Source organism: Rothia nasimurium (assembly GCF_035916755.1).
In the GTDB taxonomy this organism is placed as follows: domain Bacteria; phylum Actinomycetota; class Actinomycetes; order Actinomycetales; family Micrococcaceae; genus Rothia.
Genome location: NZ_JAYWIX010000005.1, coordinates 63,469 through 90,009 on the forward strand (window position 1 = coordinate 63,469; position 26,541 = coordinate 90,009).

General features: G+C 56.2%; 21 protein-coding genes. 10 read left to right on the forward strand and 11 right to left on the reverse strand.

The features are described from left to right. Window positions 1-28: 28 nt before the first annotated feature. Window positions 29-3,673, reverse strand: coding sequence for a transcription-repair coupling factor (gene mfd, locus VSX42_RS06435; protein ID WP_326503498.1), 3,645 nt, complete (start codon window positions 3,671-3,673; stop codon window positions 29-31). 351 nt (window positions 3,674-4,024) lie between these two features. Here mfd and VSX42_RS06440 point away from each other — a divergent pair, with 351 nt between their 5' ends. From VSX42_RS06440 to VSX42_RS06485, 10 genes are all read left to right on the forward strand, one after another. Then, window positions 4,025-4,792 (forward strand): hypothetical protein, encoded by a 768-nt coding sequence (locus tag VSX42_RS06440; RefSeq protein ID WP_326503499.1) that lies wholly within the window; start codon window positions 4,025-4,027, stop codon window positions 4,790-4,792. Between the two features lie 6 nt (window positions 4,793-4,798). Then, complete coding sequence (locus tag VSX42_RS06445; RefSeq protein WP_326503500.1) at window positions 4,799-7,930, forward strand: fibrinogen-like YCDxxxxGGGW domain-containing protein; 3,132 nt, start codon at window positions 4,799-4,801, stop codon at window positions 7,928-7,930. 304 nt (window positions 7,931-8,234) lie between these two features. Next, on the forward strand, window positions 8,235-8,978 hold the full coding sequence (locus VSX42_RS06450) for a CDP-alcohol phosphatidyltransferase family protein (RefSeq protein WP_326503501.1): 744 nt from the start codon (window positions 8,235-8,237) through the stop codon (window positions 8,976-8,978). Continuing rightward, complete coding sequence (locus VSX42_RS06455) at window positions 8,978-9,889, forward strand: glycosyltransferase family 2 protein (RefSeq protein WP_326503502.1); 912 nt, start codon at window positions 8,978-8,980, stop codon at window positions 9,887-9,889. Before VSX42_RS06450 ends, VSX42_RS06455 begins: the two co-directional genes overlap by 1 nt. Window positions 9,890-10,064: 175 nt before the next feature. Continuing rightward, window positions 10,065-11,183: an O-antigen ligase family protein gene (locus tag VSX42_RS06460; protein ID WP_326503503.1), complete on the forward strand. Its 1,119-nt coding sequence runs from the start codon at window positions 10,065-10,067 to the stop codon at window positions 11,181-11,183. Next, the gene (locus VSX42_RS06465; RefSeq protein WP_326503504.1) at window positions 11,184-12,710 is read left to right on the forward strand and encodes a lipopolysaccharide biosynthesis protein; all 1,527 of its coding nucleotides are present in this window, start codon (window positions 11,184-11,186) and stop codon (window positions 12,708-12,710) included. It abuts the gene before it with no gap. A gap of 36 nt (window positions 12,711-12,746) precedes the next feature. Continuing rightward, window positions 12,747-13,955 (forward strand): YveK family protein, encoded by a 1,209-nt coding sequence (locus VSX42_RS06470; RefSeq protein WP_326503505.1) that lies wholly within the window; start codon window positions 12,747-12,749, stop codon window positions 13,953-13,955. A 6-nt stretch (window positions 13,956-13,961) separates the two neighbouring features. Continuing rightward, window positions 13,962-14,411, forward strand: a complete 450-nt coding sequence (gene pssD / locus VSX42_RS06475; protein WP_326503506.1) for a PssD/Cps14F family polysaccharide biosynthesis glycosyltransferase — start codon at window positions 13,962-13,964, stop codon at window positions 14,409-14,411. Window positions 14,412-14,423: 12 nt separating this feature from the next. Further along, entirely contained in the window at window positions 14,424-15,035 is a 612-nt protein-coding gene (locus tag VSX42_RS06480) for a glycosyltransferase (protein WP_326503507.1), read from the forward strand. An 85-nt stretch (window positions 15,036-15,120) separates the two neighbouring features. Beyond that, window positions 15,121-15,627 carry a DUF2505 domain-containing protein gene (locus VSX42_RS06485; RefSeq protein ID WP_326503508.1) on the forward strand — a complete coding sequence of 169 codons (507 nt, stop codon included), beginning with the start codon at window positions 15,121-15,123 and terminating at the stop codon, window positions 15,625-15,627. A 99-nt stretch (window positions 15,628-15,726) separates the two neighbouring features. On the opposite strand, the gene VSX42_RS06490 is transcribed toward VSX42_RS06485, so the two are convergent. From VSX42_RS06490 to rfbB, 10 genes are all read right to left on the reverse strand, one after another. Beyond that, on the reverse strand, window positions 15,727-16,161 hold the full coding sequence (locus VSX42_RS06490; protein ID WP_326503509.1) for an adenylyltransferase/cytidyltransferase family protein: 435 nt from the start codon (window positions 16,159-16,161) through the stop codon (window positions 15,727-15,729). Window positions 16,162-16,389: 228 nt separating this feature from the next. Further along, window positions 16,390-16,845, reverse strand: coding sequence for a Fe-S cluster assembly sulfur transfer protein SufU (gene sufU / locus VSX42_RS06495; RefSeq protein ID WP_326503510.1), 456 nt, complete (start codon window positions 16,843-16,845; stop codon window positions 16,390-16,392). A gap of 45 nt (window positions 16,846-16,890) precedes the next feature. Next, the gene (locus VSX42_RS06500) at window positions 16,891-18,231 is read right to left on the reverse strand and encodes a SufS family cysteine desulfurase (protein ID WP_326503511.1); all 1,341 of its coding nucleotides are present in this window, start codon (window positions 18,229-18,231) and stop codon (window positions 16,891-16,893) included. A 156-nt stretch (window positions 18,232-18,387) separates the two neighbouring features. Beyond that, window positions 18,388-19,440: an acyltransferase gene (locus tag VSX42_RS06505; RefSeq protein ID WP_326503512.1), complete on the reverse strand. Its 1,053-nt coding sequence runs from the start codon at window positions 19,438-19,440 to the stop codon at window positions 18,388-18,390. Between the two features lie 670 nt (window positions 19,441-20,110). Continuing rightward, window positions 20,111-21,016 carry a glycosyltransferase family 8 protein gene (locus tag VSX42_RS06510; protein WP_326503513.1) on the reverse strand — a complete coding sequence of 302 codons (906 nt, stop codon included), beginning with the start codon at window positions 21,014-21,016 and terminating at the stop codon, window positions 20,111-20,113. A 30-nt stretch (window positions 21,017-21,046) separates the two neighbouring features. Continuing rightward, entirely contained in the window at window positions 21,047-21,637 is a 591-nt protein-coding gene (gene pth, locus VSX42_RS06515) for an aminoacyl-tRNA hydrolase (RefSeq protein WP_326503514.1), read from the reverse strand. 123 nt (window positions 21,638-21,760) lie between these two features. Continuing rightward, on the reverse strand, window positions 21,761-22,384 hold the full coding sequence (locus VSX42_RS06520) for a 50S ribosomal protein L25/general stress protein Ctc (protein ID WP_326503515.1): 624 nt from the start codon (window positions 22,382-22,384) through the stop codon (window positions 21,761-21,763). 407 nt (window positions 22,385-22,791) lie between these two features. Beyond that, entirely contained in the window at window positions 22,792-23,958 is a 1,167-nt protein-coding gene (locus tag VSX42_RS06525; RefSeq protein ID WP_326503516.1) for a glycosyltransferase, read from the reverse strand. A gap of 97 nt (window positions 23,959-24,055) precedes the next feature. Continuing rightward, on the reverse strand, window positions 24,056-25,471 hold the full coding sequence (rfbD, locus tag VSX42_RS06530; protein ID WP_326503517.1) for a dTDP-4-dehydrorhamnose reductase: 1,416 nt from the start codon (window positions 25,469-25,471) through the stop codon (window positions 24,056-24,058). Continuing rightward, window positions 25,471-26,469 carry a dTDP-glucose 4,6-dehydratase gene (gene rfbB / locus VSX42_RS06535; RefSeq protein ID WP_326503518.1) on the reverse strand — a complete coding sequence of 333 codons (999 nt, stop codon included), beginning with the start codon at window positions 26,467-26,469 and terminating at the stop codon, window positions 25,471-25,473. The genes rfbD and rfbB overlap by 1 nt, the downstream gene beginning before the upstream one ends. Between the last annotated feature and the right edge of the window lie 72 nt (window positions 26,470-26,541).

Here is a 26,541-nt window from a genome sequence, read left to right on the forward strand (position 1 = left end):
GAGCCGCCCCTTGTTTCTGCCTACCGCGCTATAAACCGGCGACGCCAGCTTCGAAGATGGCACGGATGAACTGCTCGGTCCACTCCACGATGGCGTCATCGACCAGGTCTTTACCCCCAACAGCGGACGTCTTGGGGCGGGGAACCAGGATCTGCCAGTTCTCGGTACCAGGGATCTGGCGGTACTGGGCACCCGGGTACATGCGATCTAGTCGCATCTGCCGGGACTCCGGCAAATCATTGACCGGGAAAAAGCGCACCTTGGGGCCCATAGCCACAATTTCACTCAGGCCCACGGTGCGAGCGCGCTGACGAAGAGCCGCAATCTTAAAGAGATTCTCCACCGGAGCGGGCGGGGTGCCGTAACGGTCTACCAGTTCTTCACGAGCCTCCGCTAGCTCCTCTGCCGTCTGGGCCTGGGCTATCTGCCGGTAGGCTGACAGGCGCAGGCGCTCTGAACTCACGTAGTCGTGTGGCATATGGGCGTTGACCGGCAGATCAACCTTAATCTCAGCGGGGGCTTCTTCTTTCTCACCGTGCTGGAAGTTAGCCACGGCCTCCCCCACTAAGCGTAGGTAGAGGTCAAAGCCAACCCCGGCGATGTGGCCTGACTGCTCACCGCCCAGTAGGTTACCGGCACCGCGAATTTCCAGGTCTTTCATGGCCAGGCGCATACCCGCACCCAGCTCATTGTGGGTCGCCACCGCTTTCAGACGCTCGTGGGCAACCTCGGTCAGCACCTTCTCAGCCGGGTAGAGGAAGTAGGCGTAGGCGCGCTCGCGGCCGCGCCCCACGCGTCCGCGCAACTGGTGGAGCTGGGACAGGCCGTAATTCTGGGCCTGATCCACAATCAGGGTGTTGGCGTTTGAGATATCCAGGCCGGTTTCGACGATAGTGGTTGAGACCAACACGTCGAACTTGCGTTCCCAGAAGTCCACGATGATTTTTTCCAGGCGGGATTCGCTCATGCGCCCGTGGGCCACCGCGATGCGGGCCTCGGGAACGAGTTTTTGAATCTCGTTAGCGGTCTCTTCAATGGTCGAGACCCGGTTGTGCACTACAAAGACCTGCCCCTCGCGCATGAGTTCGCGGCGGATGGCAGCGGTGATCTGCTTGTCGGTGCGAGGCCCGACGAAGGTGAGGACGGGGTGGCGTTCCTCGGGCGGGGTGGCAAGGGTGGACGTCTCGCGGATGCCGGTTAGGGACATCTCCAGGGTTCGTGGAATGGGGGTAGCACTCATGGCCAGCACGTCCACGTTGGTGCGCATGGTTTTGAGCTTTTCCTTGTGCTCAACACCGAAGCGCTGTTCCTCGTCGATAATGACCAGGCCCAGGTCCTTCCAGTCCACAGACTCTGAGAGTATGCGGTGGGTACCGACGACCACGTCGACCGACCCGTTCTTAATACCCTCAGCGATTTCAGCCGATTCCTTGGCCTTCTGGAAGCGAGAGAGCACCTTGATGGAGACCGGGAAGCCCGAGAAACGCTCGGTGAAGGTCTCGTAGTGCTGTTGAGCCAGTAGGGTGGTGGGGACGAGGACGGCCACCTGTTTGCCGTCCTGCACAGCCTTGAAGGCAGCACGCACAGCGATTTCGGTCTTGCCGTAGCCCACATCACCCGAAATGAGGCGGTCCATGGGGATTTCGCGCTCCATATCGGCCTTGACCTCGTTGATAGCCGAGAGCTGGTCGGGTGTTTCGTTATAGGGGAAGGCTTCTTCCAGTTCCCGCTGCCAGGGAGTATCGGGGCCGAAGGCGTGGCCTCGGGAGGCCTGGCGGGCTGAGTAGAGTTTAATCAGGTCAGCTGCAATTTCCTTAACAGCCTTGCGGGCCTTTGACTTGGTCTTAGCCCAGTCGGAGCCACCCATCTTTGATAGCACCGGGGCGTCGCCGCCCACGTAGTTAGAGATCTGGTCTAGCTGGTCAGAGGGAACGAAAAGGCGGTCCTTGGGCCCGCCTCGCTTGGAGGGGGCGTATTCCAGTACCAGATACTCCTTCATGGGCTTAGGCTGCCCGGGCATGACGGTGGCTCCGGCGATGGGGCGCTGGATGAGCTCGACGAACTGGCCGATACCGTGCTGTTCGTGCACCACATAGTCGCCGGCTGACAGGCTCATGGGGTCAACCGCATTCTTACGGCGGCGTACCGGGAGCTTGCCGCTGCGCAGGTCACGGGTGGCGTAGGGGCTGGTGCGGCCCAGAATATCTGCCTCGGTCAGCAGGCCCAGCTTTTCGCCGTCCATCATGAAGCCGCGCCCCATAGAGGCGGTGGTCATCTCGATAATGCCGGGCTCCGGCAGGTTCGTCAGGCTATCCACACGGGACGCCGGTATCTCAGCTTCCTGGAAAAGGTCAAGCAGGCGGGTGAGCGGGCCCGGCCCGTCGGTCACCACGGTAATCCGCCACCCGTCCTTCACCTTTTTCCCAACTTCGGCTAGCAGCTCGGTCACGTTGCCCGAGTAGGTATGGGGGGCGCGGGCAGCAAGCTGGACCGAGTCAATCCCGTCATCGATAGCATCATCGACGCCCAGGGCCGTCATAGCCCACCAGCCAAAGCCCTTCGCGAGGGCGGTCTCTCGCAGGGCGGCGATGGTGCGGAAGCTACCGGCGCTCAGCCCGTCGGGGCCGTTGGCGCCCAGGTCGATAGGGGCGTCCGTAGTGTCGGTGACAGAATCCCAGGCAGCCAACAGGAACTCCTCGTTGGTGGCAACCAGGTCGGTTGCGCGGGAGCGTACCTTTTCTGGCTCGATAATGAGGGGCAGGGACCCTGGGGGCAGGTGATCCAGCAGGGTCACCATATCGTTAACCAGCAGGGGAATGAGGGACTCCATGCCTTCGAGATAGATACCGCCGGCAATTTTTTCGAGCATGGCGGCAGCCCCTGGGAAGGAGCCCTTGAGCCTGGCTGCCCGGCTCATCACGCTGGGAGTAATCAGCAGTTCACGGCAGGGAGGGGCGAGCAGTTCGGTGGGATGGTCTTTACCGGGCAGGGTTCGCTGGTCAGCGACCGAGAACCAGCGGATATTCTCGACCTCGTCCCCAAAGAATTCAATCCGGGCGGGGTGGGCTGCGGTCGGTGAGAAAATATCGATAATGCCGCCGCGCACGGCAAATTCTCCGCGCTTAGACACCAGGTCAACGCGGGAATAGGCGGCCGATGCGAGAGATTTAATCAGGGCATCAAAGTCCTGTTCTTCGCCCACCCGCAGGGTGACCGGCTGCATTTTTTCGAGACCTGCGACCAGGGGCTGCAGCACCGAGCGGATGGGGGCCACCACAATGCGAGGGGCGGACGCACCCCCCTCAGCAAGGGCACGCAAGACCGCTAGGCGCTGGCCTACGGTATCGCTTCGCGGGGAGAGACGCTCATGAGGCAGAGTTTCCCAGGCCGGGAAGAGCTGGGCCTGCCCGGGCTCTAGTACCGCTTCTAGGGCGGTGACGGTGTCTTCGGCTTCGCGGTCGGTGGCGGTGACAGCCAGCAGGACGGGCGGGGTCGGCTCGTTCTGGGCGGCAAGCTGCTGGGCTATGCCGGCAAGAAGAAAGGGCCTAGCCCCGTCAGGAGAGCCAATCAGAAATTCATCGAGGCGGGCTTTGGGGTCTGCACCTGCCTGGGTGATGATTGCGGTATAGCTGGGCTCATGGGTGAGGGCTTGGGCAAGGCCGCTCAGTGACATCTTCGCTCCCCTGGGGTAAGGCCGACTGGTGCAGGCTCCATTATCCCATAGGCCTTACGCACCCGTAGCTTCATAGCTGGCAGAAACATGAGGGGCCGAAATAATACGTATAAAAATAACAACTAACACAGGTGTGATAAACACCAATACTATTTTCGTATAAAACTTTTCTTGTCCCCATAAGTTACTACCGAGTAACCCGGTGATTTCGCTCTAAAGCTATTAACCCAGTCGAGGCCCAACCGGTAGTATGAAATGACCGGCAAAGCCCTCTGGTAGAACCCCACTCCTTTCGCACGGAGAACCAAGAGGCTTAGCCCCAACCCATGCACCACAACTTTTAGGGACTTAATGAAACGATTAGGGACACCCCTCTCTTTTGCCCTGCCCACATCCAGGTTGCGCGCAGGCATCCTTGCCCTCTGCGCCAGTGCCACCCTGGCCTTGGCAGCCTGCACCTCAACAGAGAGTCAGACAGCTACCGACGGCCAGGAGTCAGCAGCCAGCGGCACCTCAAGCAGCTCAGCCCAGGCCACCAACAGCGCCGGTGAGACCCTGAGCGAAAACCACGCCGGGGCTGAGGCCCTGGCCCAGGCCGGCCAAGCTGCGGTAGATACCGAAGAAGTTCAGACCGCAGAGCAGCTCTACAGCGATGTGCAAAAAGCCCTGGCAGGTATTGAGATGGTCAGCAACTCCACAGGAGCAGATACCAGCTCCGACGAGATCACCAGCGACACCGAAGATGCCCAGCCCAGTGCAGATGCCGTTCAGGAATACGTTTCAGCTGAAACCACCTCTCAGCTTGAAGCAGCAGCAACCGGCACAGCCCTTGACCAGTACCTGGCAACAGCAACCGAATACGCCCTGGCAGGCTGGCATGTAGAAGGCACCTCCCAGGTAGTTGGCACCCCCCGGATCGCCGATGGCGACTACCAGGGGCAGGCAGCCAAGATTCTTGAAGTCTGCCTGGACTCATCACAAGTCAAGGTGCTCGATACACAGGGCAACACCATGAACGCCCCGCAGTTCACCCGCTCACTCAACATTTTCACCCTGGTAGAAGACAAGGGGTCATGGAAGATCGCTTCCCATGACTTCCCCAACGAAGCAGATTGCTAAAGACTTATGAAGAAACCCTCACTTATTACTAAAATCGCAGTTGGCGCGGTCGCCCTGGGTCTGGGCGTCTCTGTCATTCCCGGCGCTATCGCCACCGATGACTACGTGGCTAACGGCCTGACCAGCGAAACCGCAGCAGCCTCCTGCTGGGAAATCAAGCAGAACGATCCCAAGGCTGAATCAGGTTCCTACTGGCTCTGGACAGACCAGATGAGTGCCCCCGCCCAGTTCTACTGTGACCAGGAAACCGATGGTGGTGGCTGGGTCATGATTGGCCGAGGCCGCGATGGCTGGAGCGAGGACTACGCCGGTAAGGGGGACCCCAATGAGCTAGCCAACAACCCCGATGGCACCGATGCCTTCTCCCCTGTTCAGCTCCCCTCAAGCACCATTGACGCCCTACTAGGTGAGACCAAGGTTCAGGACCTTGAGGACGGCGTGCGCTTCTACCGTGCCGGTAACGCAGAGGGCACCGTCTGGCAGAACATGTACGCCCAGCGCACCAAGACCGAAGAGTGGTCTTGGACCCTCTCGGCCTACCACCCCTGGGAGAACATCCGTTACGTGAATGACCCGGCCCTGGGTGCTAGCCGTTCCTACCCCAACTCGGTTAACCGTATCTCCAACCACAACGACTACTACTACTCCAACAACTTCTACGGACGTAGCAACCAGTCCTGGAGAATCGGCTTTGCCTACGGCCGCCTGGTTCAGGGCACCGACACCGCAACCTCTTACCTCTGGTCACGTCCTGCTGCCGGTTACGCTATTCCCTTTACCCAGGTCTACCTGCGCCCCAAGCTGACCCAGAAGGACCTCAATCTCACCGAGATTGCAGCTAGCGGCACCGAGGCTTCAAGCCAGCGGGTCCTGCCTGCTAGCTTCTCCTCTCGCGTTACCTGGCGTACTAGCCTCGACAGCGGTACCGGTGCTACCGGTGAGCTTAACACCCGCGTCCAGGCCATTAATCAGCTGGGTGATACCGTTTACACCGGTGGCGACTTTGCCTTTGTAGAGAACGCAGTAACCGGTGAGAAGGTCAACCAGAAGTTTATTGCTGGCTACGATGTGAACAGCGGTGAGCTGGTGCGTTCCTTCACCCCTCAGCTCAACGGCCAGGTCAAGGCCATTTCCCCTCTGCCTAATGGCAAACTGGCTGTAGGTGGCGAATTTACCGAGGTCAACGGCCAGCCCTCTAACGGCTTTGTCATTCTTGACCCCGTCACCGGCGCTACCGACACTTCCCTGGGCTGGGACATTGTTAACCGCACCGCTGCCGGTGTCTCCTTCGTCAAGTCCATCGACGTTCACGGCGACTACGTTTACATTGCAGGTAACTTCACCCACGTGAAGGGTTCCACCTCAGACGTCTACGCCTACTCCCGCAATGTTGCCCGCTTCCGCCTGTCCAACAACTCTGTTGACTGGAACTGGCGCCCCATTGTCAACGGCACCGTCAACGGTGTATCTGCCAGCGATGAGGGCGTTACCATTGGTGGCTACTTCTCAACCGTCAATAATCAGCGGGCCTGGAAGCTGGCCTACCTCTCCACCAGCGAAGGTGCTATTGGCCAGAAGTGGGAGTGGAAGCTTTCCCACCGTGCTGCTAACCCCACCCTGCGTGATGGTTTCCAGTTCGATGTTCAAGACGCTGGCGACAGCATCTGGGCCGGTGGCGCTGAGCACCTGCTAGCCCAGTACAGCAAGTCAGATGTTAACCGTCGTATGACCAGCTTTATTACCAAGAGCGGTGGCGACTTCCAGGACCTCTTCCTGGATCAAAACGGTGTGCTCTTTGCCGCCTGCCACTGTGGTGACTGGATCTACGAGGGCGCCGAAACCCACGATATCCCCTGGGGTGTTGCGGGCTACCGCGGTGTTAACACCATTCGTCTGGTAGCGGCTTTTGACGCCCAGACCGGTGAGATTCTGCCCGACTTCACCCCCGGCATCCAGGGCGCCCGTGGCCACGGCGTATGGGCCTCCTTTGTTGACTCCAACAACACCCTCTGGGTCGGTGGCGACATCACCCGCTCCCTGGGCTACAACGGCGTCCAGCAAACTGTTGGCTTTGCCCGTTACGCGGCCCGTGACTCTCAGGCTCCTGCTACTGCAAGCAACCTGTCTGTGACCAGAACAGCTGAGTCCTTCGATAAGCTGACCTGGACCGGGGTTGCCGAGCGTGGTGTTACCTACCAGATCCTGCGGAATAACCGTGTAATTGCCTCGACCCAGAACACCAGCTACAAACTGCCCAGCACCAAGGACGCCCGCTACTTTGTGCGTGTTGCTGATGCAGCTGGCAACGTCTCAGCTTCTACCGCTGCTGCCCTTGCCCAGGTAGAGACCCCTGTAGTCACCTCCGAACCAACCCTTGAGCCGACCGTCGAGCCCACCACTGAGACTCCTAGCCAGGAGCCCAGCCCCGAGGCACCGGTAGAGTCAGCTGAGGCTACCCCTTCTGAGTCTGCTTCTGCTGAGGCCAGCGCTGAGCCCGCTGAAGAGCCCACTATCAAGCCCATCGAGGAAATTGTCGATGAGCCCGAGGCTCCTGCGGTTGAGGAAGATGAGAACCCCGAAGCCCCCCTCGAAGAGGTAGCCCAGGAGCAACCTAAGGCTGCTGACCAGCAGGTCATCTCTTCAGGTGACCAGTGGGCTGTCGCCTTCCGCCTGCGCAATGCCTACGACACCACCTGGCGCGATTACGACTACAAGTACGATACCGCTGCCATGTGGTACGACTCCCCCACCCCCGTAGGTTGGCAGGAGAACGGCCTGGCTCGTCGCGTCTACTTCCCCTACAGCCCCTACCCCATGTCCTTCATGGCCCGTAAGGAAGTGAACTTCACTCCCCAGCCCGGCCAGGACCTGGTCATCACCACCTACGCTGATGATGGCATGGCCCTCTACGTCAACGGTAAGGAAGTACACCGCACTAATCTGCCGGCAACTGCCTACCCTGACACTCCGGCCCTGGCCCGGGTTCTTTACAACACTGTGAAGGATAACCCCATCACCCTTGTAGTTCCGGCTTCTGAGCTGCGCGATGGTAAGAATGTGATTGCTGTGCAGGTACATTCCTTCCGCCGTTCGGAGGGAACCACCTTCGATCTTGAGGCAGTTCTCAAGAGCCGCTAAGAGGTTACTGAAGCCCTAGCTCTTGTGGTCAGGCCTGTCTTCTGTGAGGGAGGCAGGCCTGACCTGTATGCTTTTTGCCGGTAAGCATATTCAAGGTCATAAATTCTTATGAGTCTGTAAGCCTAGGGCTAAGTCGGCTCTTCCCCTAAACTTAAGTATCTGGGGCCTATGGGAGCCGTTTGAGCCTATCAAGACCGGGTGTCTTTCTGATCGTCAGCGTAGGGGCTGGCCCCTTTCCCCCCCCTCTTTGATGAGGTTATTCGCACGCACACACAGATATATAAGGGGCTTTGAGGGGTCTATCATGAGCGCACAGGTACAGCCGCCCAAGGGCTTTAGGGAAACACTAGGTCAGCTGAACGCCGCCCAGAAATCTGGGGCTGGTGTTCCGGCCTATACCCGCTGGGTTAACCGTCGGGTGGCCCGCTTTTTGGCAGCGGCTGCCGTTAAGGTGGGTCTTGGCCCCAACGGGGTGACCGCCCTGAGTGCTAGCGTTTCTGTACTGGGCATGGTTCTGATGCTTGTTTGCCCGCCCTCCCTTCTGCTAGGACTGGGGGTGGCCCTGCTTTTTGCCCTGGGCTATGCCCTAGATTCCGCGGACGGCCAGGTGGCCCGTGTTACTGGGGCTTCCTCCCCTGCCGGTGAGTGGCTTGACCATGTGGTTGACGCCATGCGCACCCCTGCTATGCACCTGACTATTCTGGTGGGCTTTATTAAGTACCCTGCGGCGTTTCCCTTCGCTGGTTGGCAGCTCTGGTGGCTTCCTTTGGCTTTTACGGTACTGGTGACCGGCCATTTTATGAGTCAGATTTTGGCTGAGCAGTTGCGCAATAATCGTGGCACAGCTGCTCCGGCTACCGGCGGCACCTTGCGTTCTTTCGTCAATCTGCATATGGACGCCGGTACCTTCTGCTGGATTTTCGTTTTCTGGGGAACAGGCCTGGGTTTTGTGCTGGTCTACGGCCTGCTCTTTGCTGCTAATGCGGCTACCGTGCTCCTGTCTATGCGCCGTAAGTTTGTTACCCTCTCCCAGCCGGTAGGTGCCTAATGCAGAAGATTTCCGTTATTATTGCCACTAATGGCAAGCGCCCTGAACTCTTGCGCACTGCAGTCACCTCAATTTTTGAGCAGACCTATACCGGCCCGGTTGAGGTGTTGGTGGTCTTTGACCATGTTGAGATTGATTCGCTCTCAGATCTGCCTGTGCCCGAGAACCGCTCCCTGCGTACTCTCAATAACGCCCGGTCTCAGGGGCTAGCTGGGGGCCGGAACACCGGTATTGAGGCTGCTGCGGGTGAGATTTTGGGTTTCTGTGACGACGATGATTACTGGCTGCCCAGCAAGCTAGCTGATCAGCTTGAGCTCTGGCAGCAAAATCCGCAGGCTATTGCTATTTCTTCGGGTATTCGGGTGCGCTCTGGCGGCAAAGACATTGACCGCCTGGCCCCTGCCCGCGCTAGCTTCACAGATTTTCTGCGTTCCCGTATCACCGAGATTCACCCCTCGGCCATGCTCTACCGCAGGTCAGATTTGGTAGGACGCCTGGGGCTGGTTGATGAAGACCTCCCGGCTGCCTACGGTGAGGACTACGACCTGCTTCTGCGAGCGACCAAGTTCGGTGATGTCTATTCCGTTGCTAAACCGCTGGTTCTGATTCTCTGGGATCGCCCCTCCTTCTTTGCCGGTAAGTGGGAGAATATGGCTGCAGGCCTGACCTATCTGCTGCGTAAGTTCCCCGAGTTTGAGACCGACCCCAAGGGGCTGGCCCGGATTTCTGGCCAGATTGCTTTTATTTATGCGGCTCTGGGTCAGAGGAAGCTGGCTTTGGCCTACGTGCGCGCTACCTTGCGGCGCGATATTACCCAGCTTCGTGCCTGGGCAGCCCTGCCCGTTGCTCTGGGTGTCCTTAGCCCCTCGGCTCTTCTAGCTGCTGTTAATAAGACCGGCCGGGGCCTGTAAAAAGATGACGACCGCCCTGACCCCTACCCACCGTCATAACCGGTTTCTTACTGTTGTTGCCCCTACAGCCGGGGCCCCACTACCGGCCTGGCCTATTCTGATTCTGCTCTACGGTTTCCCCCTGGTCTGGGCCCTGGGATTGATGCAGTTTGCCCCGACCCTGCTGGCTGCCTGCATGATTGTGCTCATGGTCATGCGCCGCCATGTGCTGGTTCATTCAACCATGTGGCTCTGGTTTGCTCTGATGTTTTGGGGCATGATCTGTCTGGTCTCGATTGAGACGGCCGGTGAGTTCATGGGCTGGTTCCAGCGCTATATGAACCTTTTCAATGTGGGTATCTATACTCTGTACTTCTTTAACGCCCGCGAGCGCGTGCCGAACCATGTGATGCTGGGTGGTTTGCTAACCATCTGGTTTACGGTGGTTATTTTGGGGTATTTGGCGTTGGCTTTCCCTGATTTTCGGGTGCGCACTCCGATGAGTTTTGTCTTGCCGGGTGCCTTGTTGGGCAATGAGTTGGTGCGGGATTATGTCTTGCCGCCGATGGCTGAGGTGCAGGCTCCTTGGGGGGTTGAGACTCCTTATGTGCGCCCTTCGGCTCCTTTTCCTTACGCTAATTCGTGGGGTTTGGCTTACGCTTTGTTGACTCCGGTGGTTTTTTCTGTGATGACCGGTGTGCATTCGAAGAAGATTCAGCTGGGCTTGGGTCTTGCTGTGGTTCTTTCGCTGGTTCCTGCTGTTGCTACCTCTAACCGCGGTATGTTTATTGGCTTGGGGGCCGCTTTTGCCTATGTGCTTCTGCGTTTGCTGCTCAAGGGTGATATGCGGGCTTTTGGTATCGGGGCGGTATTGGGTGTGGGTGCTGTGACCTACCTTTTTGTCTCGGGTGCTGTTGAGGAGATTTTGGGCAGGCAGGAGTATTCTGATTCGACCGGTGGTCGTGCTTCGCTCTATGAGCTGACCTTTGAGTACACTTTGCGCTCACCCTTGGTGGGGTATGGTACCTCGAAGATGGCTGATTCTGTGGGTGTTTCGATGGGTACCCAGGGGCAGATTTGGGCGTTGATGTTCTGCTTTGGTTTTGTGGGCCTGGGTCTGTTTTTGCTCTATGTGGTCTCTGTTCTGGTGAATACCTGGAATGTTGCTTCGATTACCGGTATGTGGGTTCATTCGGTGATTGTTGCGGCCTTGGCTGTGGTGCCTTTCTATTCTTTTGATGTGATTCAGTTGACGGTGCTGATGCTGTCGGTGGCACTGATGATGCGCTCTCGCATGTATGGGGAGGGGCTCTAGATGGCTCGTTCTCTGGCTAAGAGTGGTGCTTTTTCGTCGCTGTATGTGATGTACGGTTCGGCGGCGGCCTTTGTAGCCACCTTGATTGTGTCTAACGGGGTGGGTCAGACTGGCGCTGGGGCTTTTTTCTCGGTGATGGCTTTCTTCGCTATTGCTACTGCCCTGTGTGTGTTTGGGGCTGATACTGGCCTGGTGCGAACTATGAGTGCTCAACGGGCGGTGGGCCACTTCTCTGCCCTGCCACAGCTTGTGCGCTATGCTTTTGGGCCGGCTACGGTGATTGCTGTGCTGGTGGCACTGGCAGCTCTTGTCTTTGCCCTCCCGGCGCTGACCCCGGATTTGGACGCGGACGTTCGCGCCGCTGTCCTGGTGTGCGCCCCCTTTGTGGTGGTGGCAGCCTGGATGACCCTGTGTTTTGGTGCTCTGCGCGGGCTGGGGCACACGGTGGAGTTCACCTTCTTGCAGTCTGCCCTGCTACCTACCTTGCGCATTATCGGTGTGCTGCTGGCTATCTGGCTGGCGGGGAATGTGCTGTCTTTGGCTCTGGCTTGGTCGGTTCCGATCCTTTTGGTGCTGGGTCTGGCGGTGCTGTGGGTGCGGAAGAATATGCCCACAGACCCCGATGTGCCCGCCTACCAGGCCAAACACCTGGCGGTAGAACAGCTACCTGCCAGCGCTGTGGCTGCCCCTGAGTCGGCTCGTTCCTTCTGGGCTTTTAGCTCTGCTCGCGGAGTTTCAGCCATGGTTGAAGCTGTGCTTGAGTGGATCGATGTGCTGCTCATTGGTCTCTTTTTGGGCCCGGCAGCCAGCGGGGTTTATGGGGCGGTCAATCGCTGTGTGCGGGTCGGTGCTATGGTTGAGCACACTGCCCGCGTGGTCACCGGCCCTGAAATTTCAGCTGCGATTGCTACCGGTGATACTGCCCGGGCCCGTCATATCTTTGTCTCTGCAACCCGCATCCTGATAACCATCGGCTGGCCCTTCTTCATAACCCTGGCCGCCTTTGGTCCGGTGCTGTTGAGCTTCTTTGGGCCGGGTTTTGAGCAAGGCGCCCCACTCTTTTACATCATCGGTGCTGCCATGCTGCTGCAGATGGCAGCCGGTGGGGTGCAGTCGGTGCTGCTTATGAGCGGCCGGGCCCGCTGGCAGCTCTACAACAAGCTCTCAGCCCTGGCGGTAGCCCTGGTGCTGAATCTGGCCCTGATTCCCCTCTGGGGACTTGCTGGGGCTGCAACGGCCTGGGCGGCGGCCGTCTTGACCGACTGTGGCCTAGCCACCTGGCAGGTCTATGGCAAGCTGGGTATCCGCCCGCAGATCGCTGAGATCCTACCGGTTGCCCTTCTAGCCGCAGGTACACCAGCTGTCGGCGCAGCCGGGGCACTTGCCGTTGCCGGGTACAGCCTAGCTGGCCTGGGACTCTACCTGCTGCTGACCGTCCCCCTCTACCTGACCCTGATCTACCGCTTCAGGCAGGTACTGGGCCTTGAAAAACTCGTCGCTTCAATCACTCGCAAACTTCGCCGCTAGGCCACCTGCACTTCTAGGGAAGGAAAGAAAAAATCTATGGAACGCTCCACCAGAGCCCGCGCTAACGACCAGCAAGCCACCCCCATCTCACTGGGGGCTGCCGCCCGCCGCATCCTCCGCCACAAGGCAGTTGTGCTGATCAGTGTCCTCATCTTTGCACTTCTCGGTGCCCTGGCCGCCCTAGCCCAGCCCAATTCCTACGAAGCTAAGGCCGTCATCAACGTCACCCAGCCCAGCTCAGGTGCCACCGGCCTGCGTGCCTCCCTCAGCAACTCCATTGATATGGACACCGAAGAAGCCATCGCAGGCTCCCGCATCGTGCTGCAGGCAGCCGCGGATCAGCTGGGCATGAGCGTCGCTGACCTCAAGAGACAGGTCAACACCGCTGGGCACTCCAACAGCACCATTCTTGATATCATCGTCAATTCCGATGACCCCAACAAGGCCGCTGACATCGCCAACACCGTAGCCCAGGCCTACCTGACCCACCGCTCAGATACCATCCGTGCCTCACGCGAAGAGACCCGCCGTAACATTGACGAGGTTTCCAACGGCATGGACGATGCCCTGATCGACCAGGCCATTCTCAACATTGAGGCAACCTCAACCGATACCGGCACCATCATCTCAGAAGCCCAGGCACCCGAGAGCCCCTCTAACTTCACCCTGTCCCAGACCATCTTCATCGGCGCCTCAGCAGGTCTGCTGATCGGTATTTTTGCCGCCTACGTGGTAGACCGCACCAGCCGCACCCTGGGCTACTCAGAGCGCCTCTCAGAAATCTCAGGGGCTCCCGTCTCCATCATTGCCCGCGGTGCCGAAACCGAATCAGCTACCCAGCTGTTGCGCCGTATCGGCGTAGCAGACGGCCACCTCAAGAACGCAGATCTGCGCGGCATCACCATCTTCTCCCCCACCCCCCGGGCAGCTGCCTCCCTTACTTCCCTGCTCACCGGCGTCCTGACCGACAGCACCTACACCATTGCTGACGCGGCCACCTTCAACTCCCTAGGGTTAGAAAACCTCAAGGACTACATCAAGCAGAACTCCCCGGTCATCATCGATGCCCCCGCCTCAGCCTCCACCTCCAAGGTGCTTCTGGCTGCCGACCACACCCGCGTCCTGCTGCTGCCCTTTACCTCCAAGAGCACAGTCAAAAGTGCCCAGCGCCTCTTTGATGAGTTCACCCCAGCCAGCTCAACCCAAGTCATCCCTGTTTACTTCGACACTCCCACTCAGAAATAAAGAGCCATGAAAGTACTTCTTACCGCAAGCGCTGGCGGCCACCTAGCCCAGCTCATTGCCCTGGATAAGTTCTGGAAGGAACATGACCGGGCCTGGGCCACCTTCGAGCTGCCCGAGGTCAAAGCCGCCCTAGCCGGGGAACGAACCTACTGGGTCCGCTTCCCCACCACCCGCAACCTACCCAACGCCATTCGCAACGTCGGGGTAGCCTGGCGGGTACTGCGCAAGGAGCGGCCCGACGCTGTCATCTCAACCGGTGCGGCAGTAGCGGTGCCCTTCTTCATCGTGGCTAAAATGCTGGGCATCAAAACCGTCTTTATCGAAGCCTACGACCGTATCACCATGCCCACCCTCACAGGGCGCATGTGCTACCCCATGAGCGACCTTTTCGTGGTGCAGTGGGACGAGCAGAAAAAGACCTTCCCCGAAGCCGTCAACATCGGCCATATTCTCTAGTTGGGAGTGAGCATGAGCGAAGAGAAAGAAGCGCAGGTTCAGCAGGACGCCGGTGAGCAGGCCCCTGCCTACGATCTGGTGGTGTCGCTGGGCACTGACCACCACAAGTTTGACCGGCTGATCAGCTGGGTTGATAGCTACCTGGCTGACCGGCCTCACATCAAGGCCCTGGTGCAGCACGGCTTCACAGCCCCGCCCCAGCATGCTGATGCTGTTGAGCGTATGCCCCGGGGCGAGCTACTTGATCTCTACCGGGTGGCCAAAGTGGTGCTGGTGCAGGGTGGTCCGGGATCAATTCTTGACGCCCGCGAAGTCGGAGCCATTCCCCTAGCTGTGCCCCGCAAGGCGGATCTCAATGAGGTGGTTGATAACCACCAGGTGGAATTCTCCCGGGTCATGGAGACCCACGGTGAGGCTATCGTTGTTACCAGCCCCGAAGATCTGAGAAACAAGCTGGACGCAGCCTTTGCCGATCCCGGTTCACTCCGCGGCACCTACCGGGTCCCCGGCAGTGACCAGGCCTCAGATAACCTCTCGGCCGAGCTAGAAGCCCTCGGAACCGCCTATAACAGCGGCTTTATCCGCCGAACCGCCCAGATTATCGCCGGATTCCGCTCTCAGTAAGCAGAGCCCTATCTTGCTTCCCTGCCCTGATTCTGCCCCATAGAATAGAGCAGGAAGCATCTACTACCCCTGAAAGGGAGAACCCATGGCTGTTCAGAGTTCAACTACCATCAATGCCCCTATCGACCACGTCATCCGCGCTTTTGCTGATGAAGATTTCGCTCGCTTCTCAAGCCAGAAGGTGCGCGTAGCCCTGGAATCCTTCCAGGTTGAGGGCGATACCGCCGGTGCCTTCACCGCCACCACCGTGCGCGCAATCCCCGCTGACCGTATCCCCGATATGGCCAAGAAGCTGCCCGGCGTAGCCAACGGTGTGACCGTCAACCAGGTTGACCGCGTCTCAGCACCTGCCGCTGACGGCTCACGCACCATCATCTCTGAGGTCTCAGTCAAGGGTATTCCGGTCAGCGGCAACGCCACACAGACCCTCACCGCAGCCGGTGAGACCACCGAGGTTAAGGTCGATGGTGAGGTTAAGTGCTCCATTCCCTTGGTTGGTAAGAAGATTGCCGCCGCCGCTGAACCCCAGATCGGCCGGGTCTTCTCAGCTCTGGGCTCCAGCGCAGAAGAGTACATCAAGGCTAACTACTAAGAGTCTCTGGATACCAAGGACGCCCCGCTCTCCACTCCCCTAGCGTAGGGGAAGGAGGGCGGGGCGTCCTTGTGTCTATGAGTAAGGACGAGGCGGGGTCTAGGCGGCGCGGACGGCCGGGGCGTTCAGAGCCTCCAGAGCAGCGCGCAGCTTGGTGGATGAGGTGTGGGCGGTGTAGGGGAAGTAGACTACCTGGACGCCGACCTCAGCGAAGCGGTTTTCCAGGTCGATGCCGCGCTGGGTGCCCTTCCAGTCATCCCCCTTGAAGAAGGTATTGAAGCGCACCTGCTCCCAAGTTTCGAGCTTGTCGACCACGGTCTCAGCACGTACTTCGTCTACAAAGTCGATGTGGGAGACAATTTCCATGCGTTCAGCCAGGGGCACGATGGGCTTACGGCCCTTGGTAAGTTCTAGCATTTCGTCGGAGACCACTCCGGCGATCAGGTAGTCGCAGTTCTTTTTAGCTTGGCGCAGGATGTTGAGGTGGCCTACGTGGAAAAGGTCGAAGGCGCCGGCGGCATAGCCGATATTCATGGGTCCCCCAGGTGTGCGTGTGGGCGCGGTGCGAGCGCGCTAGTACGGGTGTGTTTGTCTTTTAACCCTACGTTAAGGTTCGGGGCAGGGTAAGGACGCAGCCGAGGGCACTTTGGGGGACACCCCAGGTCAGAGCGTGGTTGGGGTAACAAGAAACCCACCCCCTTACGCCCATCGGGCGGACGCCGGAGGTGAGTTCTGTGCGCTGAGCTGGGATTTTATGCCGGGTTAGACGGCTGCTTCTTTGGTTGCTTCTTCGGCCGCTACCCAGGAGAGCATGGCGCATTTCACGCGAGCTACAAACTTGGATACGCCGGCGAAAGCGGCGGCATCGCCGAGGACTTCTTCGTCGGGCTCGATTTGGCCGCGGGAGCGGAGCATCTCGCGGAAGTCATCGACGAGCTGCTGGAATTCCTGGGTGCTCATGCCGGGGGCCATCTCTGAGAGTACAGAGGCTGCGGCCATAGAGATGGAGCAGCCGTCGCCTTCCCAGGAGATGGAGTCGATGGTGTTCCCGTCGTCGTTGAGGATGACGCGCAGGTTGATTTCGTCGCCGCAAGTGGGGTTGTACTGGTGGTTGGTTGCGGCGCGGGTTCCGTCTGCGGGGTCGATGAGCCCCTCGCCGGAGCGCTGTTTGGAGTGTTCCAGAATGATTTGCTGGTAGAGCTGTTCGAGGCCGCTCATAGTCGGTGTCCTTCTTTCACGGTGGGTGGCTAGTTGCGCTTATCTTTAGTCGGTGTAGCCGAAGTAGCGGCGCACTTTAGCAAGTTCTTCGATGAAGCGTTCTACGTCGTCGGTAGTGTTGTAGATGTAGGCGCTGGCGCGGGTTGAGGCGGTGATGCCAAGAGCCCGGTGCAGGGGCTGGGCGCAGTGGTGGCCTACGCGCACGGCGATACCTTTTTCGTCGAGCAGCTGGCCAACGTCGTGGGGGTGCACACCATCGACGTGAACGGCGGTCAGGCCGGCGCGGGGCTGGCCTGCTGCCGGGCCGATGAGGCGGACGCCGGGGATTGAGCTGACTCCCTCTGCCAGGAGCTGCCCTAGCTTGGATTCCCAGGCATGAACCTGATCCATACCCAGGTGCTGCAGGTAGCGCACGGCTTCGGCCCAGGCGACGGCCTGGGAAACCCGCTGGGTGCCCGCCTCGAATTTGATGGGGGCGGGCATCCATTCTGCTTCGGTCATGGTGACCTTGGTGATCATGGAGCCACCGGTGAGGAAGGGGGGCATGGCCTCGAGGAGTTCGTTGCGGCCGTAGAGGGCGCCGATGCCGGTGGGGGCCAGCATCTTGTGGGCTGAGAAAGCTGCGAAATCTACGCCAAGTTTTTTCACGTCGACGGGCATGTGGGGCACTGACTGGCAGGCGTCCAGCACAGTCAGAGCTCCGGCCTTCTTAGCCAGGGTAACCATGAAGTCCACGTCGGTGATAGAGCCCGCTACGTTTGAGACATGAGTGAAAGCAAGGATGCGGGTGCGGTCGGTGACGATTTTCTCGGCAGCTTCGTAGTCAATAAGCCCCTGATCGGTGACGGGGATGTAGCGCAGGGTTGCGCCGGTGCGGGCAGCCAGGATTTGCCAGGGGATAACGTTGGCGTGGTGTTCCTGCTCGGTGGTGACGATTTCATCGCCTTCCCCCAGCGCAAAGCAGGCGGCGGCGTCCCCACCGATTCCAGCGGACGCATTACCGAAGGAGTAGGTGAGCAGGTTGAGGGCTTCGGTGGCGTTGGAGGTCCAGACCAGCTCGTTCTCGGCGGCGCCAACGAAGGAGGCGACGGTGCGGCGGGCTTCCTCAAAGGCATCAGTAGCATCAACGGCAAGGGTATGGGCACCGCGGTGGACGGCCGAGTTCGCGCCGAGGTAGTAGTTACGTTCGGCGTCGAGGACCTGTAGGGGGTTTTGGCTGGTGGCTCCGGTGTCGAGGTAGGCCAGAGGGTGGCCGTTGACCTCACGGCTGAGGATGGGGTAGTCCTTGCGTAGCTCGGTGACGAGTTCGTTGGTGAGCTCTGCTCCGGCGGGAGTGCGGTAGCTGCTGGCCACTGTCTTTGCCTTTCCGTTGGGTACGCCTGGCATAACGGCATGTTTTTCCAGCCTATTCCTTGGAGGACGGATTTGGTAGTTGGCAAGACCCTAAGAGACTTAATCACAGAATTCTCCACAGGCTCGTACCCTCTACCAGCTTTACTTCACCTATCCTGATGAGTAGTTCTCCCCGATAGACGACATGACTCAGCTATAATCCTCCTTCCTCCCACCAATCATACCCTTAAGGTTCATAGCTGGCTTCTCCACGAAGTTCCAAGAAAGATAAGCTAAAACCATTGATAGGGCAAGAGTTATAATCGTATTAGTAAGTATCCCATAGGAGCTGGAGCCACTTGCCACAAGAAGCTGCTGCACTGGGAAAGCATAAATATAGACACCATAAGATAAGTCATTTTTATATCCCCAGTATATCTTGAGAACACCCGCTAAAGCCAAAACCGAATATGCAAATAAAATCTGCAAAGAATTCATCATGTAAACATTATTTAACATATGAAGAACAACTGTAGCTATAGTTGCCCCAACAGCTAGAGACGGAATTACCTTGATATATTCACCCCAGACATACAATAAAGCACCAGCAAGAAACATAGGTGCAAGCCTTGCAAAAACCCAATACATATTCGTAGTTGCATCTACATAAGATAAAACTGGATACATGAGCAAACTGAGAATAAAAGCGCCCGTGACAACTGCTTTCTGATACTTTTTAACAATGGGGATATAGGCAATGGGAACTAGGCATAAGTAGGCTATAAATTCGTACCACAAGGTCCAGGTTGACCCATTCCAGGCATCGTAGTGCATACCATCCAAGGTTCCAGGTATAGAGAACTGAATTTTGTAAAGATCAAAATTATTGCTTAGGTACCTAATGCTTTCAGTTGTATTCCAGGCAAATTGAGAGGCTCCAAGAAGATAAGACAGGGGAACTGCAACTAACACGATGAACAGCAAAGATACCCAGTATCCTGGAAAAATTCTTAGGAAACGCCGCCATAAGTAGGAAAGCAGACCAATCCGTTGGGCACTAGCAAGGATGAGAAACCCCGAAATGCAGAAGAACAGATTCACAGCCATACCTGCGACGAACTCCATCCCAGAGTTCCTGTCTTCGACAAGCGGGTAGGCATGACCCCAAATAACGAGGGAGGCAAGAAGGAATCGAATAAAATTGAGAGAATTTCGTGATTGAAGGATAGCTTGTCTAAGGTTATGAGTAGCTTGGATATGCATTGTTATCTCCTTATGCTGCATGGTAATGTTACTAGGCTACTAGTAATCCACCTTTAATGATTATTCCTGAGGGCTATTCATAAGGTGCAAAAAACCTACTAGACAACACACCACCAAAAGGCAACCTTGAAGATAAATCATCACATATATTCTCAAGCCCCACATACGAGAGTATTGCCCAGCCAGCAATTCGCCACAGTACTCACAACCCTGCAAACTCAGACTAACCCAAGCCCTCAAAGCCATCCTACTCTTCTGCCGACAAAACCTCACCCAAGAACCGCTATCAAGCCTCCCAGCCCGCCTTCCCATAAACCCACCATCAACAATCACTAAAAAAGCCTTGCACAGGATTATATAGCTAGTGGTCAACCCACAAGATAAAGACACTGAAAGTAGCTGGCTCCTTGGTGGTTGATGCCCCCCCCCTTGTTCCCACATGGAACTGGCGATCACTAGCTAAAATAAAGACTCTGACAAGTACAAACGGAGTAGCTTCAAGCACCAGGTTATCTGCACCATTGATGGCCAGCTCCTAGCTATTACAGACCATCTGCCGGAGCTAGGTATGATGCCTATGCTTTAGGACTAATGGACTGGGAGGTATCTAGATGAGATGACCCTAGCGAATAAGGGCTATGTGAATCTGGGGTCAGGGTCAAACCCTACCTTAATCTTGCCTTTTGTTTCCAGTCAGTTGGTAAAAATTTTTAAGGTCCTCATTCCACTCACGCTTAAATTCGTACCGCTCTCTTTCAAATGCGGGCCCTTCAGGGTAGCTCAAGGGATCAAAGTGCCAGGGCTTATCTGGTCCGGTAAAGTGAACGATGGCTACCTCATCTTTGAGGTAATGACCGCTGATTACATGATTAGTTTGAAGGTTGAACCTTGAATCAAGGTAGTCTATACGGCCCTCAAAATAAACATTGATAGCATCCTGATCCCCCATCCGCAAAGAGCCTTTTGATTCTAGTTCAGAGACAAGCTCCAGCAAGCCCTGGAGCAGGTTATCGGGCATATTATCTCGGTTTATCAGCAGAATCCCGCTATTGATATAGCGATTTTCTCGGCTCATGCCAATTCGGCGGGTATGTTTAGTTCGAAAAATGTTGAGACGCTTGCGCCACAAGAATTCTGGGAACAGCGGGGGCCTCTCAATATCTAGGTTTTCGGCGAAGGGATCTGCCACCCCAGCGATGGTAGCTACTTCTTTATCCCAGAGCTCCTTGAGGGATCCCCGTACATGGATATCAACGTCCATGTAGAGTATTTTTTTCACCTTGCTTGGAAGAAGATTGAGGGCAAATCTGAAATATGCCTCCTGGGTGATATGGGCAGTAAGACCTGTGCCTGTTGGGAGATTCTCAAAGATACCGCTGGGCACCTGAATGGGGTGGTAATCAAATCTAGTATAGATTTTCTTAAGACTTTCCAGGCCAGACCAGCGCTGTTCTGGAATGTCTCGATGGAAGATATAGAAGTTAATGGAGGAATCAGGGTTGTGCCTGAGTATCTGAAAAACATTAACCTCAAGATACTTCACGTAGTTCTCATCAACAGAAAATAGAATGTTCATTAAAATATTGTTTCTACTCGGCTCATCTGTTTAGGTCGCAGGTGCTGCGTGGTAGCGTTGCTGGGCTACCAGCAGTCCTTCTTCAATTAACATTTCTGTAGCGTCCGCTGCGTTAGAGATGAGGAAGGGCAGCTCTTTCTTCTCTACGGTTGTGAAAGGCTTGAGCACAAAATCAGCTGTCTGCATCTGCCCGGGAGGGCGGCCGATACCGGTGCGAACCCGGTAGTAGTTCTTAGTCCCCAGAGCCTTGCTAATATCGCGCAAACCGTTATGGCCGCCCTCTCCCCCACCGATTTTTAGTTTGATTGAGTCGAAGGGGATATCGAGTTCATCGTGCACAACGATGATTTTTTCAGGGGCGATACCGTAGAACTGGGCCAGGGCAGCGACGGGCCCGCCCGATACGTTCATGTAGGTCAGGGGCTTTACCAACACAACCTTTGCGCCCCCCACACCCAGACGTCCTTCTAGAACCTGGGCACGGGCCTTGCTGTGCTTTTTAAAGTTACCGCCCACAACTACTGCCAGTTCATCGAGCACCATCTGCCCAATATTGTGACGGGTTGCTGCGTACTCGGGGCCGGGGTTACCCAAACCTACAATCAGCCATGCATCTGACATATGTTCGCCCTTCCTACGGCGTAAGAATGCAGTAAGCATACAAAGAGTCTATCGAGTGAAAAAGGCCCGCACCGTCGTTGACTACGGTACGGGCCTTACAAAGAGGTGAGGTAGCTATAGAGCTTACTTAGCTTCGTCTACCTGAGCGTCAGCTTCTGCACCCTCGGGAGCGTTTTCGCCTTCTTCGCCGACCTCGGGTACGTCGAGTTCCTCGGGCTCGGAGATGTTAACAACCAGCAGTTCTGCATCTGCTACGAGGGTAACGCCGGCGGGCAGTTCAACGTCAGAAGCGTGAACGTGTGCGCCTGCTTCGCGGCCTTCGATGTTCACGACGAGAGCTTCGGGGGACTTGAGGGCGTCTGCCTCTACGAGCAGGACGGTCTCTTCCTGGTTGGCTACGGCGCCCACTGCGGGCTCACCTTCGACCTGTACGGGGATTTCGATTTCTACTCGTTCGCCGCGCTTAACGGTGAGCAGGTCGATGTGCTGCAGTTCGGGGCGGATGGGGTGGCGCTGGATGTCCTTGATCATGGCCAGGTGTGAGTCACCTTCGATGTCGAGGTCGAGGATTGCGTTGGGGACGCGGGCTGCCAGGGTTGTTGCGTGACCGGGCAGTACGACGTGCTTGGGCTCTTCGCCGTGGCCGTAGATGACGGCGGGGATGTCGCCTGCCATGCGGATGCGACGGGCGTAGCCCTTACCGAAGTCGGTGCGGAGGGTTGCTGAAATCTTGATGGTGTCTGACATGGTCAGCCATCCTTTCTGTGGTTAGTTGTCGATGCGCCAAGTGGTGTAGTGAACTGGCGCCAGAAATCGCTTTCTAACCAGCCACCGTCAGTTCCGGACCTACCGGGGTTTCCCACCGGCATTCCACTGCCTTGGCTTGCTACCCGCCAAGTGGGCAACTGTTTAAGTATGCCCGATACGCGGGGGCTTAAGCAAGGAACGTAAGAACAATGCATGCTCTCTCACACTCAACTATCGGCTACAGGTATTTGGGTAGCCCATAAGAGAGCTGAGCATTTTCCCTTTGTAATCCTTTTATTCCATTGGATACCCCAGGAATTCCAATAAAGACCATGTACGCTATCGATCCAGATAATCCGCCCTAGGAGGCTGTTCCAGATTTTTATTGGAGAAAATTTTTTCATGGCCTACTGCTTAAGGCTAGCCAGCAGATGATCCATGCGCCTTTTAACTACAGTAGGATAAAGATTTTCGCGCATAAACTCTAGAGCATTTTGAGATTTTTCGCTCAGCTCTTTAGGATGCTGACCAAGCTCAAGAATCTTTTTGACTATGGCCTCAGAATCCCCCTGAGGATAGGCCCATCCTAATCCTTTATCCACCAGGTGATTTAGAGTCTGGTTCTTGAAACCAATAATAGGAACCCCAGCACCTAGAGCCTCAAAGTATGTCATCGAAGGATCCCCCTGAACATGAGGCAGTAACATCAAATCCACATTCTGTCGTACAAATGGTTCCCACTCTTCTTTATAGGACATAAAACCCTTGTACTCAAGATTGGGTGCAGCACCCCGAAGAATTTTTTCCCGGTCTTCACCATCGCCAAGCAAATAAATCCGGATGGCAGGGTTAGATTCATAAAGCAACTGTGAAACTTCTGCTAAATATTCAGAGCCCTTAATTTTAATAATGCGCCCAGAAAATGCCACCCGAAGAGAAGAGTCTAGGTTCTTGTTTTCATCCTGATATTTTTCAGGAACCTCAGAGACCCTATGATCATAGAAAACCATAGAATTAGAGTTGAACTTTCTATAGCTCTCGTAAGCAGCATCACCATTTGCCTGAAAACCAGCAACCCTACGAAGATTAGCCTTGAGAGCCAAATCTTCCTTGTAAGAACCAATAATAATTTTCATCTTCGATATCAGAGAACCTTGAAAATCCGTAAGTACTAAATCAGTTTTAACACTTCTTGGGTTCTCAATGAGATAAAAGACCTTATCATTGAAACCTAGTACGGATGAAATCCCCCGATTGCACAAAGCATAAAATAAAGCCCCCTGGTTTTCAGCGTAAAATTCCTTCAGGTTTTTTTCACTAATTTTTCCAAGAATTTCATCAGGAATTTCCATTAAGTTTTTTACAACATGCTCTTCAGCAGGTATAATCCCTTGATAGGAAACCATTTGAACATCGGTATTAGAAGATTTATGAGAAATATAATCAAAGTAGGCTTTATACCCCAAGATAGACCGTTCAGCGAGATAGAGCCTACCATTCCACTTATATAAGCAACCTGGATCCACAAAAACTAGTTTATTATTTTTCTCATCAAGAGAGAGAGAAGAATTCATAAATAAAACACCAATATATTAAAATTTTAGTTCAGCTTGAGCAGCTAATCATATGCATGATAGCTACTCAAGCCGAAAATATATTACCTTGAGGCACCTATTTTTTTAGGTATACCGCTAACGCTTCACGATGGTCGCGCGGGGTAAAGCCAGCTTCAATGATCTTGGAAAGATCCATAGCAGAGTTCGTCGGGCGGGACGCAAAAACCTCAGCCTGAGCAAAATACTCTGCGGTGCTGGTCGGCTTCACACGCTCACCCTCATGGCCGGTAGCCACAAAAACTTCCCGAGCAATATCAACCCAAGTTACGACGTCCCCGGCATTAGAAACATGGTAGGTGCCGTACTCTGCGCCGCTTGCCAGCAGATGCAAAATAGCACCAGCCAAGTCTTCAGTGAAGGTGGGGCGGCCATGCTGGTCATTGACGACCGAGGGGTCTACCCCACGTTCAGCAAGAGACTTCATAATTTCAATAAAGTTCTTGCCGTCTCCCATGACCCAGGAGGTTCGCACAATGTAATGACGGCGTACCGATCGAACAGCCATCTCACCGGCAGCCTTTGACTGGCCGTACACGCCCAGGGGCGCCAGCGGGGCGCCCTCAGTGTATTCCTCCCCCAACGGTAGGGAACCATCAAAAACGTAATCAGTCGACACGTGGGCCAGCGGAATACCGGCTTCGTCCGCAACTCTGGCCAAAGCCGCAACGCCACTCGCGTTGGCTGCCCAGGCGTCCGCGCGCCCTTCGGGCGTCTCAGCCTGATCAACTGCGGTGTAGGCTGCCGCGTTGATGATGCCACGTAGCGAACGCCATCGGTAGGCGGAAGCCCAGCTCTCAGGACGCGCCAGGTCAAGTTCCGCACGAGTCGCAGCAATATAGGGGGTACCGGATGCTTCAAGCTGTTTGACCAGCTCGCGGCCCAGCTGCCCATTAGCGCCAACCACCAGCAAAGGAGCAGGAGCAAGGGGCTCTACCTCAGCAAGCCGGGGGTGGTTCTTATCCTTCTCAGAAAGCTCTGCCTGGTCCAGAGAAATCGGCCAGTCAATTGCCACGGTCTCGTCTGCAAGGTTAAGGAAGGAGTACTCCCCCTGGGCATCTGCTGACCAGTGGTCATTCACCAGGTAGGTGTAGGCAGTGTTGTCTTCCAGGGTCTGGAAAGAGTTGCCTACCCCTCGGGGAACAAAAACAGCGGTATCGGGGCCGAGCTCTACAGTGACGGTCTTACCGAATGATTCTCCGGCTCGCAAATCAACCCAGGCACCAAAAATGCGACCGGTAGCTACCGAGACATACTTGTCCCAGGGTTCCGCATGGATGCCGCGGGTAGTACCTGCTGTTGCGTTAAAGGAAATGTTGTTCTGCACGGGGCCAAAATCCGGCAGCCCCGCAGCAACCATTTTCTCGCGCTGCCAGTTTTCCTTAAACCAGCCGCGGTTATCGCCGTGCTGGGGAATATCAATAACGAGCAGACCCGGAATCTCCGTTGTACGGACGGCTAACTCTTTAGGCATTACTGACCTGCCTTTGCGTACTTAGCTTCGACCTCTGCCTTGAGGGGCTCCCACCAGGCGCGGTTGTCTGTGTACCAGGCAATGGTGTCTGCCAGACCTGCCTCGAAGTTGGTGAACTGGGGTTCCCAGCCAAGCTCTTCACGCAGACGGGTGCCGTCGATGGCGTAGCGTAGGTCGTGACCGGGACGGTCTACGACGTGCTCAAAGCCGTCCTCGGGCTGGCCCATGAGGCGCAGGATGGTGCGCAGAACAGTGATGTTGTTTTCTTCGCCGTCAGCACCGATCAGGTAAGTTTCGCCGATCTTACCCTTTTCCAGAATGGTGTGGACTGCGGAAGAGTGGTCAGAAGCGTGGATCCAGTCACGTACGTTTAGGCCCTCACCGTAGAGCTTGGGCTTAATACCGGCCAGAATATTGGTGATCTGGCGGGGAATGAACTTCTCGATGTGCTGGTAGGGCCCGTAGTTGTTGGAGCAGTTCGAAATAGTTGCTTCAATACCGAAAGAGCGTACCCAGGCGCGGACTAGCAGGTCAGAGCCTGCTTTCGTTGAAGAGTAGGGGGAGGACGGGTTGTAGGGGGTGGTTTCGGTGAACTTAGCGGGGTCGTCTAGCTCGAGATCGCCAAACACCTCGTCTGTTGAGATATGGTGGTAGCGGGTCTTGTGCTTGCGCACAGCCTCAAGCAGGGTGAAAGTACCGATGAGGTTGGTATGGATAAAGGGGCTGGGGTCGTTCAGTGAGTTATCGTTATGTGACTCAGCCGCATAGTGGACGACAGCGTCCGCCTGGGCAACGAGGGGGTCAACAAGGTCCATGTCAGCAATATCGCCCTTGACCAACTCAAACCGGTCAGAGGGCAGGCCTGCCAGTGACATTTCATTAGCGGCATAGGTCATCTTATCGAGCACCGTAACCTGGTGGTCGGTCTTATCTACCAGGTAGTGAACGAAGTTAGAACCGATGAAGCCGGCACCGCCGGTAACAAGAATTTTTCCCATGGCCTTAACATTAGTGGCAAATCACCCTTTTTTGGGTTTCTGATAATGCCTAAAAATGTGGTGTTCGTGCCA